General features: G+C 66.0%; 9 protein-coding genes. 3 read left to right on the plus strand and 6 right to left on the minus strand.

The features are described 5' to 3' along the window. The first annotated feature begins 39 nt into the window (after nt 1-39). Nucleotides 40-1,605 (plus strand): PTS transporter subunit EIIC, encoded by a 1,566-nt coding sequence (locus tag MT346_RS14570; protein ID WP_243563816.1) that lies wholly within the window; start codon nt 40-42, stop codon nt 1,603-1,605. Next, nucleotides 1,605-2,630: a MupG family TIM beta-alpha barrel fold protein gene (locus tag MT346_RS14575; protein WP_243563817.1), complete on the plus strand. Its 1,026-nt coding sequence runs from the start codon at nt 1,605-1,607 to the stop codon at nt 2,628-2,630. The genes MT346_RS14570 and MT346_RS14575 overlap by 1 nt, the downstream gene beginning before the upstream one ends. Before the next feature lie 104 nt (nt 2,631-2,734). On the opposite strand, the gene MT346_RS14580 is transcribed toward MT346_RS14575, so the two are convergent. Genes MT346_RS14580 through MT346_RS14595 form a run of 4 tightly spaced genes read right to left on the minus strand, consistent with a single transcriptional unit; the run spans nt 2,735 to nt 10,666 of the window. Beyond that, nucleotides 2,735-5,917 (minus strand): type I restriction endonuclease subunit R, encoded by a 3,183-nt coding sequence (locus MT346_RS14580; protein ID WP_243563818.1) that lies wholly within the window; start codon nt 5,915-5,917, stop codon nt 2,735-2,737. 34 nt (nt 5,918-5,951) lie between these two features. Further along, on the minus strand, nt 5,952-7,142 hold the full coding sequence (locus MT346_RS14585; protein ID WP_243563819.1) for a restriction endonuclease subunit S: 1,191 nt from the start codon (nt 7,140-7,142) through the stop codon (nt 5,952-5,954). Continuing rightward, nucleotides 7,139-8,749 carry a class I SAM-dependent DNA methyltransferase gene (locus MT346_RS14590; RefSeq protein WP_243563820.1) on the minus strand — a complete coding sequence of 537 codons (1,611 nt, stop codon included), beginning with the start codon at nt 8,747-8,749 and terminating at the stop codon, nt 7,139-7,141. Before MT346_RS14590 ends, MT346_RS14585 begins: the two co-directional genes overlap by 4 nt. A 9-nt stretch (nt 8,750-8,758) precedes the next feature. After that, nucleotides 8,759-10,666 carry a hypothetical protein gene (locus tag MT346_RS14595; RefSeq protein WP_243563821.1) on the minus strand — a complete coding sequence of 636 codons (1,908 nt, stop codon included), beginning with the start codon at nt 10,664-10,666 and terminating at the stop codon, nt 8,759-8,761. Nucleotides 10,667-10,929: 263 nt separating this feature from the next. Between MT346_RS14595 and MT346_RS14600 the strand changes: the two genes are divergently transcribed. Then, the gene (locus MT346_RS14600) at nt 10,930-12,156 is read left to right on the plus strand and encodes a DUF2130 domain-containing protein (protein WP_243563822.1); all 1,227 of its coding nucleotides are present in this window, start codon (nt 10,930-10,932) and stop codon (nt 12,154-12,156) included. 158 nt (nt 12,157-12,314) lie between these two features. Here the strand turns inward: MT346_RS14600 and MT346_RS14605 are convergent, their stop codons facing one another. Next, entirely contained in the window at nt 12,315-13,442 is a 1,128-nt protein-coding gene (locus MT346_RS14605; protein WP_243563823.1) for an McrC family protein, read from the minus strand. Between the two features lie 46 nt (nt 13,443-13,488). After that, the gene (locus MT346_RS14610; RefSeq protein WP_243563824.1) at nt 13,489-15,624 is read right to left on the minus strand and encodes an AAA family ATPase; all 2,136 of its coding nucleotides are present in this window, start codon (nt 15,622-15,624) and stop codon (nt 13,489-13,491) included. Nucleotides 15,625-15,914: the final 290 nt, after the last annotated feature.

The raw sequence follows: 15,914 nt of genomic DNA on the forward strand, positions 1-15,914 counted from the left end.
TGCACCACCTTCGTTTCCTTCCCCCGAGGAGCACCAGCCATGACCGATGCACAGCAACTCGCCCAGCGGATCCTCGACAGTGTCGGCGGCTCCGGCAACATCGCCGACGTCGAGAACTGCATGACCCGGCTGCGGGTCGAGGTCTCGTCCCCGTCCTCGGTCGACCTGCCGGGGCTGCAGGCTACCGAAGGGGTCATGGCCGCGATCGCGGCCGGCTCGAACCTGCAGATCGTGCTGGGCCCGGGTCTCGTCGACCGGGTGGCCGTCGACCTGGAGGCCCTGCGCAGGTCCGCCCCGACGGCCGCGGCTGGTGCGGTTGGCGCGTCTGCTGGCGCTTCTCCCGAGGAGCTGGCTGCTCGTGGTGCGTCGATCAAGGCGACTGCGCGGTCCCGCGCCGATGGCCGGACCATGCGTGCGATCCGGAAGATCTCGGCGATCTTCATCCCGCTCATCCCCGCGCTGATCGCCTGCGGGCTGATCGCCGGCATCAACGGCATCCTGACCAACCTGGGGTGGCTGCCCGGCGTCACGCCGTTCCTCGCCGTGCTGTCCAGCGGCTTCCTGTCCCTGCTCGCCGTGTTCGTCGGGATGAACGCCGCCAAGGAGTTCGGCGGCACACCCATCCTGGGTGGCGCGGTCGGCGGCATCATCGTCGCCGCTGGAGTCGCGAACGTCACCGTGTTCGGCGAGACCCTCGCTCCGGGCCAGGGCGGTGTGCTCGGGGCGATGGCCGGCGGCATCCTCGCCGCGTACGTCGAGCGGTTCATGCGTCGCGTCACGCCGGACGTCATCGCGCTGATCGTCGTGCCGACCGTCACCGTGCTGGTCGCCGGGTCGATCACTCTGGGTGTGCTGATGTCCGTCGCCGGTGTCGTCTCCGTCGCGATCGGCGGCGCGGCCACGTGGCTGCTGGCCAACGGTGGTGCTTTTGCCGGGTTCATCCTGGGCGGGTTCTTCCTGCCGCTCGTGATGACCGGCATGCACCAGGCCCTGACGCCGATCCACACCACGCTGATCGACCAGACGGGGTGGACCGTGCTGCTGCCCGTGCTGGCGATGGGTGGTGCCGGGCAGATCGGCGCCGCGATCGCGCTGTGGATGCGCTTCCGTCGGAATGAAGCGCTCTCGCGGACGATCCGCGGTGCGCTGCCCGCCGGGTTGCTCGGCGTCGGCGAGCCGCTGATCTACGGCGTGACGCTCCCCCTGGGTCGCCCGTTCATCACGGCGTGCATCGGTGGGGCGTTCGGTGGTGGTGTCGTCGGGTTGTTCGACCAGCTCGGGCACTCCGTCGGGGCGATCGCCATCGGTGCGTCGGACCTGTCGCTGCTGCCGCTGCTGAACGGGTCGTCCGGGTACGGGTGGGCGCTGCTCGGGTACGGCTCGGGTCTGGTCGTGGCGTACGTCGTCGGGTTCGTGGCGACGCTGCTGTTCGGGGTGTCCGCGTCGGTGAAGGCCGACCTCGAGGCGCAGTCGACGGCTTCGCCCGGGGACCCCGTCGCTCCGCCGGCGCCCGTCGCGACCGCTCCCGCCGCGGCCCCTGCCGCTGCTTCGGCTTCGGCCGCTGACTCCGCGTCGGCCGCTGACTCGGTCGGGGCTGCTCGCTGATGCGCCTGGGCGCGAGCGCGTACCTGGCGCATACTGAGCTGGCCGGTGCGACGTTCTCGGCTGCCGAATCAGCCGGTGCCACGCTCGCGTTCACCTCGTTGCACATCCCAGAGGACTCGCCTGCGGGAGCCCGAGCCGCGGCGACTGCGATCGTGTCGGCGGCCACTGCATCGGGGCTGGCGGTCGTGGCCGACGTCTCCCCCAACACCGCCCGGCTGCTTGGGGATTCGCCGTGGGAGTTCCTGCGGTCGATCGGGGTGGCCCGGGTGCGGATCGACTTCGGGTTCTCGGTTGCCGAGATCCGTGCGATCGCTGCGGTGCTGCCGATCGCGCTCAACGCCAGCACGCTGCGTGCTCCTGACCTTGCGCCGCTCGCGGACCTCGACGTCGAGCTCATCCACAACTTCTACCCGCGGGAGTGGACCGGGTTGGCGTTGGCTTCCGTCGCATCGTCGGTGTCGGTCGCCCAGCAGTTCGGGTGGCGGGTCGGTGCGTTCATTGCCGGCGACTCGGTTCGTCGTGGTCCGCTCGGCGAGGGGCTGCCGACCGTCGAGCAGCACCGCACCATGCCGCCGTTGTTCCAGGCACTCGAGCTCGTCGATGCCGGTGTGGACGATGTCTACGTCGGGGATCCAGCGCTGACCGATCACTCGTGGGAGCGGCTGGGGTCGTTCGTCCGTTCGGACGTCGTGGTGCTCGACGGGGTGGCGGCCCCGGGTGTACACCCCGCCGTGATCGAGGCACTGGCGGTCCCCGATCGGAACCGCCCCGATGCTGCCGAGGCGATGATCCGGCTGGAGCACTCGCGGGAGCGGTTCGCCGGGCTTCCGCTGCCCGAGGTGGGTGGTCAGCCGAGGCCGGCGGGGTCGGTCACCGTGCAGTTGGCGTCGGCGGGGAGGTACTGCGGCGAGGTGGCGATCACGCTTTGGGATCTGCCTTGCGACGACCGCGTCGCGGTGCTCGGAGCTGTCCCGACACCCCTCCTGTCCACCCCGGACGGCGCCATCAGTCTGGTCCTCGTCTGAGGCCGGTTGACACTCAGAACTAACCCGAGCCTCAGAAGACCGCGTGGAACCGAACCTTGGGGCAATTGGACGAGTCGTCCGAACCTCCAGCAGCCCGAGCTGTTCTAGCGTTCACGCTCGGTCGCGTAGCGCGGAGCCATCGACTCCATCTGGTCCATGACGAGCTTGATCGCGTCAGGTTGCTTGTCCGGCGGGTACTTGTACTTCACCAGCAGCCGCTTGATCGATGACCGCAGCTTTGCGCGTACATCGTCGCGCACCGTCCAGTCGGTGCGCACGTCACGACGCATCACGGCAACAAGCTCTCTCGCAATTTGCGCGAGCACGTCCCCACCCTGCACGTCGACTGCCGACTCATTGGTGGCGACGGCGTCGTAGAAGGCGAGTTCGTCGGTCGAGAGTGGCGGAGAGAAGTGCGAGCCTCGAGATGCCTCGGCCGCGACCTCCTTTGCCAGTTCGACCAGCGCGGCGATCACTTCGGCCGATGTGAGCTGCTGGTTGGTGTAACGGTTCATGATCTCGGCGATCCGCTCCGAGAACGCTCGCTGCCGCACCACGTTGCCACGAGTAGCGGCGGAACCGGCGTCGGTAAGCGACTGGCGCAGTGCCTCGATCACGAGGTGCGCGTTCGGTGCAGCCTGCGCCTTCGCAAGGAACTCAGGCCCGAGGTCGTCGAGTGCGAGGCGAGGGAGACCGGCGGCGTCGTAGATGTCGAGCACGTCGCCCGGCGCGATCGAGTCAGCGACGAGGGAGCCGAGCAGCCGGGAGATCTCCTCCGGGATCGGCTGGTCGCGGGACTGTCGTTCAGCGCCATCGAACTTCGCCATCCACACGCGCACTTCTTCGTAGAAGGCGATCTCATCGTGCAGTTCGGCGAGGCCGGCACGCCCCGACGAGAGTGCCCAGGCGCGCGCCAGGCGACCCGTCGCCGTTCGGTACCGTGCCGAAAGCCGCTCGGCGCCCAGCTCGACGGAGTTCAGCGGGTTCGCGGCATCCCGCAGGTAGTTGGTAGCGGTGGTCGCCGCAGTACGCCATGCGCGCGATCCGCCGTCGGCCGCAATTGACCGCCAGTCGCAGTCCGTCAGCATCTCGCGAATCTGTGCCACCAGCTCCGATGCGATCCCCACGGCCTCGTCGACGTCCCGACCGATTGGCTTGTTCTCCTGGTCCGGGACGGTGTACTCCGACAGTGCCTTGGCGAGGTTGTCAGCCAGCGGTGCGTACGCGACGAGCAGCCCGTCCTGCTTTCCCTTGAACGTGCGGTTCACACGAGCGAGGGTCTGCATGAGCAGCGCACCCTTGAGGGGCCGGTCCAGGTAGAGGGTGTGCAACGGTGGGGCGTCGAACCCGGTGAGCATCATGTCTTTGACAATCACGAGTTCGAGTTCGTCCGAGGCGTCCTTCAGCCGCGCCTTGATCGCTTTGTTCTCAGAGTCGCGCCGCACGTGGTCGCTCACCGGCGGCACATCCGAGGCTGACCCCGAGTATACGACCTTGATGCGGCCCTGGTCGAGTGCATCCGAATGCCAGTCGGGGCGCAGGTCGACGATCGCCGAATAGAGCTGTGCGCAGATCTCGCGCGTGCCGCCCACGATCAGTGCTTTGCCCGGCAACTCGAGGAACGGCTTCATCCGTTCGCGCCGCTCCTCCCAGTGCTTCACGAGGTCGGCGGCGAGGGTCTCGATGCGTTGGGGCGCGCCGTACACGGCGTTGACGACCGCGACGGATGCCTCAAGCCGGGCCCGTTCCGTGTCATCCAGGCCGAGCGTGTACTCGTCGGCGGCGGCGTCGATGTCCTCTTCGTTGCCGCCGTTTGCCAGCGACACCTTGATGAGCCGCGGTTCGAAGTACACCGGGACGGTGGCTCCGTCCTCCACGGCGCGGGAGAGGTCGTAGATGTCGATGTAATCGCCGAAGACCGCGCGGGTGTCACGCTCCGCGAAGGAGATCGGGGTTCCGGTGAACGCAATGAGGGTCGCGTTCGGCAGTGCATCTCGCAGGTGCCGAGCGTATCCATCGAGGTCGTCGTAGTGACTGCGGTGCGCTTCATCGACGACGACAATGACGTTGCGCCGGTCGGTGAGCAGTGGATGCTGCGTACCCGACTCCTTCTCGGCCTCGTTCAGCCCGAACTTCTGCAGCGTCGTGAAGTAGATACCACCGGTGACCCGATTACTCAGCTCGTCGCGAAGTTGCGTTCGCTTACGAACCTTCTTCGGCTTCTCGGCAAGCAGCAAGCTTTGGTCGAACGCCTCGAACAGCTGGCCGTCGAGTTCGGTGCGGTCGGTGACGACGATCACGGTCGGGTTCTTGAGCTTTGGATACCGCGACACAAGGTTCGCGTACAACTCCATCTCCATGGACTTGCCCGACCCTTGCGTGTGCCAGACCACACCGGCCTTGCCGTTCGTCTCGACTGCCTGCACCGTCGACCCAACCGCTTTCGTCACCGCGAAGTACTGGTGCGGCTTCGCGATGCGCTTGGTGAGCCCGTCGGCGTTCTCGTCGAACGCGGTGAAGTTCCGGACGAGCTGTAAGAACCGCTCTTGGTTGAAGAGTCCGTTGAGGGCGTCATCGATCGGCTCTACGGACACGCCTCCCTCGATACGGGGCTGCGGCAGCGGTGCGCCGTCGTCGTCAACGTTCCACGGCGCGAAGTGGTTGAGCGGCGTGAACGGGGTGCCGTACTTCGCCGCGAGCCCGTCGCTCGCGAGTGTGAGCACGCAGAATCGGAATGCCATCGGAAGCTCTCGCAGATACGTCTGCAGTTGCGCGTGCGCCGGGGCGACACCGGTCGATGCCGAACCCGCACGCTTCAACTCAACGATGACCAGTGGCATCCCATTGACGAACAGCACGATGTCGAACCGGCGATGCACATCGCGCTGCCGCAGAGTGACCTGGTTGACAGCGAGCCAGTCGTTCTCAGACGGGTCTGCTCCCAGCAGCCGAAGGCGCGGGTTTTGCTCGACGCCGTCTGAGTCGATGTAGCTCAGCGGATAGCCGACAACGAGATAGTCGTGGATGCGCTGGTTCTCTGTGATCGCATCTTGCGACTTGGGCGCCGCGATCTCTGCCAGAGCCTGTTGCAGATATTCGCCCGGAATGCCGGGGTTCAGGCGACGAAGAGCATCGAGCAGGCGCGGTCGAATCAGCAACTCATCCCAGGTGTCCCGCTCCCCGATACCGGGCGCGATGTCCTCACCCCTGGTCGGACGCCAACCGAGTGGCTCGGCGAGCGTCTCGAGCGCGTCCTGTTCCCAGTCAGCCTCGGTGATCGATGTCATGCGTGTCCCTTTCGAGTTCGTCATGTTGGCGCGTTCACACGCCGGCTTCAGATGCCGTCGCCTCTGCATCACGGACGCGCACCTTGCCCGACATGAGCTGAGGGAGCAGCGCATCGCGGGTCGCGGCGAGAGTTCGATTCTCAGCGGAGTGCATAGAGATCGCCTCGAAGATCGCTTCGGCGCGGCCACCGAAATCCGATAGCCAGCCGGGCTCGGGCGTCGGCATCTCGAAGGATGCGAGATCCGAAGCAGCCACCCGTTGACGTCCAGATGTGCCGATCATGTGCTGAATCGCGTGATCCCGGAAGCGCGGTGCGGTCGCAAGGAGGAACGAGATGGGCGCGGCGACATCGTTGCGAGAGCGCAAGACGATGAACTCGGTTGAACCGATCCCGACCTGCCCATCCTCAAGATGATCGACAAAGCCAGTCTTCCGGTTCTCGAGACACGGCGTGATGCGGGCAAGGAGGGTATCTCCGTTTCGGAATCTTGCTCCGCCCCTCGGTTCGCGGTAGTCAAAGCCATTGATGGACCACCCTGACTCAGGCAGCCGCTTCATATCGATGTAGACGGCGGAATCAGTACGCGGCACCGCTACTTTGGGGTTTATTTCCACAAAGTCGGACAGTGTCGAGGAACGGCCCTCACTCCTAAGCCACGCCGCGTCAATTTCTGCCCGAAGCATCTGCTCAGCCGTGTCGGCGAGGGCGGTGTTGGCGGCGATCTTGTCGTCGAGGGCGCCCAGCACCTCGGCGATCGCCTGCTGCTCGGCAATTGGTGGGATTGAGAGCCGAATCCGCCCAATATCCTTCACATTTAGACTGCTGAATACAGCGCCTACGTTCAGCAACCGTTCGACTTCGCTCCACCACTCCGGGCTGCGCACCGCCCAGCGAAGAAAGTCCTTGTGCACCTTCGTGCCATCTGAGCGAAGAAGCACGATGTTTTGCCCAATCGCGCACGGCACATCTGGTACAGGCGCCGTGTCGCCGACGCGCCCACGCCGAGTTACGAGGATGTCCCCTTTTATAGGGACAGTTCGACGTGTCCACTCAGCGAGGTTATCGTCGGAGATCAAGCGAACTTGATCGAGCACCACGCGCCCATCCTGAATGTCGGGGATTGCAATATAGGGGTGTCCGAAGCGCTGGGCCGCGGGAGTCTTGTGTTCACAATCGAGCACGCGGACCCCGGCGTCCTGCAACGCGGTGACAGTGACGCTCACGACACGCGCCCGAGCTGCTCGCGAACGACCTCAGCGAGGCGCGCTGATTCCGTAAGCTGCGTCTCAAGCTCGACTCGAAGCCGTGCGAGCTTCTCCGCGATCGGCTCGCCGTCATCTTCGGACTCAGCCGCGCCGACATACCGTCCCGGCGTCAGCGTGTATCCCGCCGCCTTAATCTCGGCCAGCGATGCCGAGTAACAGAAGCCCGAAACGTCCGAGTACTCCCCAAGCACAGCATCCAATTCGAGCCCGCGCCATGCGTGGAACGTGTCCGCGATTCGGGCAATGTCTTCGTCTGATAGCGCGCGCTCAGCGCGGTCTGCCATGTGTCCGAGACTGCGGGCGTCTATAAAAAGCACCTCTCCAGCTCTCGCACCCTTGTCCTTCGCGAAGAACCAGACACATACCGGGATACCCGTGGAGCGAAATAGCTGAGTCGGCAAGGCGACCATGCAGGACACGAGATCGGCTTCAACGATCTCCGCGCGCATCTTCCCCTCACCACCGGAATTCGACGACATCGAGCCGTTAGCCATCACGACACCGGCCTGACCGGCGGGGGCGAGCTTGGAGAGGATGTGCTGGATCCACGCGTAGTTCGCATTGCCGGCCGGCGGCACGCCGAACCGCCAGCGGGGGTCTTCTTCGTTGCGCGCCCAGTCCTTGATGTTGAAGGGCGGGTTGGCCATGACGTAGTCGGCCTGCAGGTCGGGGTGTAGGTCGCGGGCGAAGGTGTCACCCCAGCGCGGCCCGAGGTTGCCGGTGAGGCCGTGAATGGCGAGGTTCATCTTTGCCATTCGCCAGGTTCGTTCGTTGAGCTCCTGTCCGTACACCGAGATGTCCGAGCCCTCGCCGTGGTGGGCGTCGATGAACTTCTCGGCTTGGACGAACATGCCGCCTGAACCACACGCCGGGTCGTACACCCGCCCGCTGGTCGGCTGCAGCATCTCAACGAGTACCCGCACGACACCAGCAGGGGTGTAGAACTCGCCGCCCCGCTTGCCTTCTGCAGCGGCGAACTTCTCGAGGAAGTACTCGTACACCTCGCCGAGCAGATCTCGGGCTCTGCGTCCGTCCGAGCCGCCCTGCCCCTGGGTCGCGAAGCGTGCAGAGTTGAACAGATCGATGAGTTCGCCCAGGCGGCGCTGGTCGACGCTGTCGCGGTTGAAGATGCGCGGCAGCGTTCCGGAGAGCTGCGGATTCGCCTGCATGACGGCATCCATTGCCTCGTCGACGAGCGCGCCGATCGACTTCTCTCTGGAGTTCATCGACGGGCCGAGACCCTTTGCATTCTCGGCGAGGAACCCCCAACGTGCGATCGCGGGTACCCAGAACACGCCCTGGGCGGTGTACTCGTCCGTGTCGTCGATCAGATCGGCGATCTGGTCGTCGTCGTAGCCGTCGGCGGTGAGTTCGGTACGGATGCCTGCGCGGCGCTCGTCGAAGGCGTCCGACACGTACTTGAGGAACACGAGCCCGAGAATGACGTCCTTGTACTGCGAGGCATCCATCGACCCGCGCAGCTTGTCGGCGGCCTTCCAGAGCGTGTCCTTCAGCTCCTTCATTGTCGACGGCGCCTGCGAAGCGGCTTTCGGTGTGCGGGGCATGCGTGGTCCTTACCGGGTGGTTGCCGCATCCACGGCGTTGTTGATGTCGATCATGGTCACCGCTCCGGACGTCGCACCGGCGACGATCAGGGCGGCGTAGTTGGAGAGGCGTGAAGCCCGCGCCTCGAGGTGTTCGCGGGTGGTCGCGATGTCGGCGAGTGCCCGGCGGAGCGGGGCGATCACCTGAGGGGTGACGCGACGCAGCGTCCAGCGCTTCCACGCCCCGGGACCAGCGGTCGCGCCGGTGATGTCAGCAGCAACGACTTCAGGGACGAGTCCGCCGGGGTCATCCATGTCGATACGCAGCACCTGTGCGGGGTAAGCGACAACCTTCGAGCCGTCAGCATCTACCCACGCGGCCGCGGACGGGCTGGTTCGGAAGACCACGTCGCCCGCGCGGGTGAGTTGCGCGTTGGGGTTCCGGGCCGCGAACGCGAGCTGATCGATGCGGGTGCGACCGATCGACGCGGGATCGTCGAGTTCGGACGGCGTCACGACGATGAGTCCTTCCGAGCCGAGCAGATCAGGATCGAGGCGTACACCCGGGATCCTCCTCAAATGCCGGGCTTCGATCAGGTCGGGCACCAATGCAGGTCGCGGGACGTCGTGCGAAGCAGGCGCGATCTCAACCGGAGTGATGTCGTCGCGAATCGCATCGGCGGCGAGGTCGAGAAGCACGGGAAGCTCGGCTGTGCGAGTCGTCGCGAGCACGGACTTCCGAGTTGCCGACGTCACGAGCGAGCCGCTTCGCGCCTGCAACGACGTCGTCCTCACGAATCTCGCAAAGCGGAACTGATGGGCGCGCAGGTCACGTCCGCTACCCATGCCAGCCATCAAATCCGAAACGAGGTCAGTGCGGGTAGCGGCAGTCAGCGGCATCGAGGTGAGATCAGCAACAGCGGTGACACGCTCCGCTGGCGGAACGTCACCTGCCGGATCACCGAGCACCCAGAGCGCGAGAGACTCGCGGACCGCGCTGTCGACCAGCCCGGCCGACAAACGAGCGATCCCCCGCACTCGGCCCGAACGAAGGATGTCAGCGCGCGCCCGCTCGCCCAGGGGCGTCAACGGGTCCACGAGCGCCCTCGCGGGGCCGATCACCACTGCCGCATCCGAGTCGCCCAACGACAAGGAGACCTCATCGACGGCTCGCAGGATGCTTGCGACGTCGTCATCACACCGAGCCGGAACGCGCGAGACTGCGACGAAGCGCGGAGCAGGCTCTTCTGGATCCGCGAGCCAGTGTCCGTCGACGAGCAGCTGGCGCCGAACACGCCGACTTTCGGCGTCCTCGGGCAGCACGATGCTCACATCGTCGCCGAGTTTGCCTGCCAGCATTGCAGAGAGCGCGGCATCGCGCGCATCGAGGCGCACGGCATCGCCTTCGCGAACGAGCGCGAGCGTGGCTTCGACGATCAGGGCGATCGCATCGCCACCGAGCTGCCCTGCGGACCCCGCTGTCCTCCGCGAAGCAGCATGCCGCTGGGTCACGTGCGCCAACGCGGCCGACGGTGAGTATGCCGCGTCGATCAGATGGGCGGCAAACCCGACCCATGGTGCGCCCCGTCGCGCGTGCGCGGCAATCTCGGCCTGCAGCGTGATGTCGCGAGGGTCGAGCTCGGCGCCGGCCTCCTCGATCCCGGACGGCGTGAGTACGACGAGATCATCCACGTGCGCGGAGAGGGCGATCAGGGCTTCCAACTCGGCGACAGCTTGTGAGTCGGCGAACGAGAAGTCCGGCGGGCTCGCCTCCGCTGCAGCATCCGCGCGCGCTTCGGGGTTGTTGCCATGTGATGTGCGCATGAGCCAGTCGGCGACCTGCTGTGCATCGAACTGAGCCCGGCCGTCCCGCTCATCGACAGCCCGCGGGAACGGATCGGACGACGACGCGAACCTCGATCGCCACATCGATGCCACGGGTCGCCGCACACCAGCCAGTCGGGCGACGCCGGCCAAGTCGATGAGAAGTGTTGGCGCTGAGGACACGGAGCCAAAGTACACGAATCGGGGTACCCGCAAAGCTATTTTTCCGATAAGTGGGCTTATCAGCACAATCTGCCAAAGCCCAAGGACGAACGCGCCACCATCTGTTGCGGCGACATGACATCGCCGTTGACTGGCGGAGCGTTACTGGGGCAGCCCGTCCGTGGAAAACGCCTCGCCCCTACCTGGAGGTACCCATGACTGAGACCACACCGACCATCGCTTCGAACGAGATCAAGTGCCCGCACTGCGACACCCTCTTCACCATTGACGAGGCGAAGTACGCCGACATCGTTCAGCAGGTCCGCACCACCGAATTCGAGACCGAGCTCCATGCGCGCCTCGCTGCGGCCGAGCAGGCCAAGGAGGCCGAGATCGCACTCGCGGTGGCGAACGCAACACAGCAGGTTCGCGAGGTCAGCACCACGAAGGACGCCGAGATCCAGCAGCTCAAGTCCGAGCTCAAGTCGGCAGCGACCGACCAGGAGCTGGCTGTCGCGAAGGCGGTGTCGGTCGCGGGCAAGAACCTCAACGAGGCGAAGAGCAAGCTGGAAGTTCAAGCGGCCGAACACAAGGTCAAGGACCTCGCGCTCGCGCAGTCGCACACCAAGGAGCTGGCCATGAAGGACGAGCTCATCGACCGCTACAGGGACATGAAGGCCAAGCTGTCGGTCAAGCTGCTCGGCGAGACCCTCGAGCAGCATTGCGAGGTCGAGTTCAACCGCATGCGCTCACTCGCCTTCCCCCACGCCGAGTTCGGGAAGGACAACGACACAAGCGGCGGCACGAAGGGGGACTACATCTTCCGCGACTACAGCGAAGACGGCGTGCAGTACCTCTCAATCATGTTCGAGATGAAGAACGAGTCGGACGCGACGGCGTCGAAGAAGAAGAACATCGACTTCCTCGCCAAGCTCGACAAGGACCGCAATGACAAGGGCTGCGAGTATGCAGTGCTTGTCTCGATGCTTGAAGAGGACTCCGACCTGTACACCGGTGTCACCGACGTGTCGCACCTCTACCCGAAGATGTTCGTGGTGCGCCCGCAGTTCTTCCTCACGATCATCGGGCTGCTGCGCAACGCTGCTCTGGACACAATCGTGGTGAAGGCCGAGCTCGAGCAGGTCAAGAAACAGAACATCGACATCACCGACTTCGAGTCCGAACTCGATGGCTTCAAGTCGGCGTTCGGCCGCAACTATGACCTCGCCAAGGGCAAGTTCGACGCAGCGATCAAGGAGATCGACAACGCGATTGCCCGACTCCAGAAGGTGAAGGGCGAGCTTCTCGGATCGGAGAACCACCTCCGACTCGCGAATGACAAGGCGACAGCGCTGACCGTGAAGAAGCTGACCAAGGGCAACCCGACGATGGCAGCCAAGTTCGCCGAGCTCAACGCGCCCGAACAGCCGGACGCCGCTTAGGCCCCGCGGGACGGACCACGGGAACCCGACAGCACTCCCACACAGATGGCTGCGACGACGGGTGCGCGATGCGGCGAAGCCGCGATCCACAGCGGGACCCGCTCGCCGGCCTCTGGGTCGCGGTGGTTGGTACGGGCAACCACCGCGAGCCAGATGGCTCAGGCCGGCACGCCCAGCGATCGAGCGAGTTCCTGCGCGATCGCTCTCATCTGCTCACCGAGCACTGCAGGGGTGCTGTCCGTGCGGAGCGCAAGCCGACAGATCGAGGGGCCGTCGACGATCTGCACACCCGCTTCTGTCGCATCGCCGGCCGCGTACACGAGCCAGCCTTCTCTCAGCCCGAACCGCCGACAGTACGCCGCCATCTGGTACAGATCAGCGTTCGGGTACTGCCCGTGCTTCTCGACCTTGTACTTCACGTCGATGCACGCCCGCACAACCCCGTCGACGACCCACACCAAGTCCGGGGCGATCTTCACCGTCCCCTCGACGTCGAGCGTCGACGCATACTGCACCACGAGCACTCCCCCGTACGGTTTGAACGCCTCGCGCAGCGCAGCCGACACGAAGTCCTCGAACACCGACCACATGTCGACCAGGAACCCCGACGCCACGACCGACCCCGCACGCTGCTCGACCGACGACCCCGACAGCACGAGCGACGCCAACGCCAGCGCCGACGAGTACCGCGCGTTCCGCCGATCAGCCCGCACGACCGGCACCGGAGCCCCGACCGGGATCACCGACACCCCGTCGACCACCCGCACGATCCGCCGCAGCGCCCCAAGTACGTCCGCCGGCACTCCCGGCAGCCGCAACAACCGCGTCGCCGCAGTCAGCAGCACCTGGTTCTCCGCGATGTCCTCCACGTAGTCGTCGAACGACACCTCGACCGGCAGCGGCTGCCCACCCCGTCGCGTCAGCTGGTCCCCGATCCGCCACCGCCCACGCACGAGCGGCAGCGCGTCCTCGCGGGTGACGTACCCGCGGAGCGGCCCTCCGGCGAGCGCCCGCGAGGCCTGCCGCACGAACGCGTGCGCCAACGCCGGCACCAGCTCGTCGTCCTCCTCGAACCCGAAGTCGTCCTCGGTCCAGATCGCACTGCCGGCCCGCGCGTACCCGAGCATCGCGAACAGCCGCCGCACGGGCGTCTTCGGCTTCAGCCACACCGTGTGCCCAGCGATCCGCACGACGCCGACCTTCCGGACCCCGCTCACGCGGTACTCGTCCGCACCGAACGTCGGGGCGACGGTCGCGATGTTCGCCGCCGCAAGTCCGACGGCCACCGCCCGAGGCAGCCGGTGCACCACCGGCTGGTCCGCCTCCCGCAGCTCAATCGTCGACGGAAGCACCTTCGGTCCCGTCCGCAACGGAGGACGTCGCTTGGCGGCGCAACGTCGCCAGGCCGTACCGAGCCTCCAGGTCGACGCCTTCGCCGTAGTGGTGCTCTGCCAGCAGGGGCAGGATCTCGTACCGCCACACGTCCTGCAGACCGGTCACCTCCAGGTCGCGCATCAGGAACGACGGGCCCACCTTGGCGTCGTGGTCCTGGATCTGCGCGTTGAGCCGCGTCAGCAGGTCGGCGCGGTCGTCCTGGAGGCCCTTGGTCGCCGCCCAGCGCGACAGCACGTTCTGCACCGGCTCGCGTTCCGGGTGCAGCTCGATGAAGGCGAAGCGTCGCCGCATCGCGGCGTCCAGCATCGCGATCGAGCGATCGGCAGTGTTCATCGTGCCGATGACGAAGATGTTGCTCGGCAGGGTGAACGGCTCGTCGCTGTAGAGCAGGGAGATCTCGCTGTCGCGGTACTCCAGCAGGAAGTACAGCTCGCCGAAGACCTTGGCGATGTTGCCGCGGTTGATCTCGTCGATGACCAGGAAGTAGTTCGCCTCGGGGTTGGCGGCGGCAGCGTCGGCGAGACGGCGGAGCGGGCCCTTCCGCAGTGTGAAGGCGAGGTTGCCGCTGTCGTCATTGGCGACGGGGCGGAAGCCCTCGAAGAAGTCCTCGTACGAGTACGTCGGGTGGAACTGGACGATGGTGGTCTCGCCGTCGGTGCCGTCCGTCACGTGTTTCGAGAGCGCCTGGGCCAGGAACGTCTTGCCGGTGCCGGGTGGGCCGTAGAGGATCACCTGTTTGCGGCGCTCGATCAGGTCGAGGGTCTGCTGCAGCCAGGCCTGAGGCATGTGGAGGCTCGACGCGAGTTCTCGGCTGACCGAGGGGAAGACGGTCCGCTCCTCAGCCTCCTCCTGTCCATCCGGTTTCCCCGGCGCCTGGTCGTCCGGCTTCTCCAGTGGCACGGGCGTACCCGCCCAGCGAGACCGGAGAGGTTCTCGGTAGTAGACAGCCGCGCCGTTTTCCTTCGCCTGCAGCGCGAGGGTGATGTCGAGGAACTCCCGATCGGGATCGTCCGGAACCTCGATGGCCCCGGCGTCGCCGACGACCTCACCACGGAATGCAGTCCGGATGCGATCGCGGTCCACAGCAGAGACCACCTCGCCGAACGCCTCCGGGTGCACCAGGTACATCAACTCGTTGCGCTGCGTCGGGAAGGGCGTTCCCGGAACGGATGCGACGAAGTCCCGCCATGCCCACGGATCGTCGAGCAGGGCACTCCGCTCGTCATCTGCCAATGCAACCCACTGGTGCACGAGCCGCACCACGATCGAGAGGGCGTTGTAGATGCCGTGCGCCATCCCCTGACCGGGATTGAACGACCACGAGCGGAACGCCTGGTCCACCTCGGCTGGGATCAGGACCGGTTCCTGCATCGAGTCGAGCAACGACTGGACACGCTCCCGCTTCTTCCGCTCCCCGGGGCTCTGCAGCGGCAGGAGCTGCCACGCCACCAGCTCCGCCATCAGCAGCCGCGCGTCGTCGGTGGCATCGGCGAACTGCTCGCGCAGCTTCTCGAGGAAGCTGGCGCCGGCCACTTCCTCCTGCTCAACGAACCGTGCGATCAACTCCGCGGTGACATCGGCTCGCCAGACCGTTCGGTGCTCGGCAAACACCGACGTCCGCTCACGGAGACCGCGTTCGCGGAACCGTTGTGACGCCTCGCGAATCCGCTCCGCTCCTGCGTCTGGTGGCAGGATCGCGACGCTGAGTCGTGCCGCACGATCAGCCATCAACGACTTCGTCGCCTCACGAGCAGCGCGGGTCGCTTCCAGACGGAAGGTGGTCGGCTCCGGGTCGTCTGCGATCGCTTGTCGGCCCTCATCCGTGATCGACCACAGGCCGTCTCCGGACTTGGTCAGCAAACCGGCACGGCCGAGCGTCGAGGTGCCGAACCAGAAGGCGTTGCGGCCACGTGGTTCGGGGCGGGACGGGACGAAGGTCGATTCGGTCTCACTCATCGGGATCTGTGCTTGCACGGCGTCCCACACGCTCTTGCGAGGCACCGCATCCGGCTGGGCGGCGAGGAAGCGGAGGGCAGCCATCAGCCGGGCATCCTGCAGTTGCTGATCTGACACGGAGTCGCTCCTGTCCTGCGGACCATTCGGGAGAGGCCCTCAGCTTCCAGATCCTACGGCGGCGTCCGTCGAAGATCGTGCCGCGCGACCTTCCCCGAAGCCGCACAGCGTTGCGCGATGCCGCAGCACCCCCGGTCGGGTGATAGCCAGACATGAGCACCACTCGTACGCTGCCCGAAGGGACAAGAGGTGCAACACATGGCGAAACGCGTCGAGACCGGTTGCCGGGACTGCAAGAAGTGCACGAACAGTGCAGCCGCGAACCTCGGGCGGAACAGTGGACGCGCCAG

Origin of the sequence: Curtobacterium sp. VKM Ac-2922, assembly GCF_022815645.1 — a bacterium.
Classification (GTDB): Bacteria; Actinomycetota; Actinomycetes; order Actinomycetales; family Microbacteriaceae; genus Curtobacterium.

What these genes read in the sequence shown, in the direction of transcription:
- MT346_RS14570 (WP_243563816.1), top strand. Translation starts at nt 40, where the DNA reads ATGACCGATGCACAGCAACTCGCCCAGCGGATCCTCGACAGTGTCGGC.
- MT346_RS14575 (WP_243563817.1), top strand. Translation starts at nt 1,605, where the DNA reads ATGCGCCTGGGCGCGAGCGCGTACCTGGCGCATACTGAGCTGGCCGGT.
- MT346_RS14600 (WP_243563822.1), top strand. Translation starts at nt 10,930, where the DNA reads ATGACTGAGACCACACCGACCATCGCTTCGAACGAGATCAAGTGCCCG.
- MT346_RS14590 (WP_243563820.1), bottom strand. Translation starts at nt 8,749, where the DNA reads ATGCCCCGCACACCGAAAGCCGCTTCGCAGGCGCCGTCGACAATGAAG.
- MT346_RS14580 (WP_243563818.1), bottom strand. Translation starts at nt 5,917, where the DNA reads ATGACATCGATCACCGAGGCTGACTGGGAACAGGACGCGCTCGAGACG.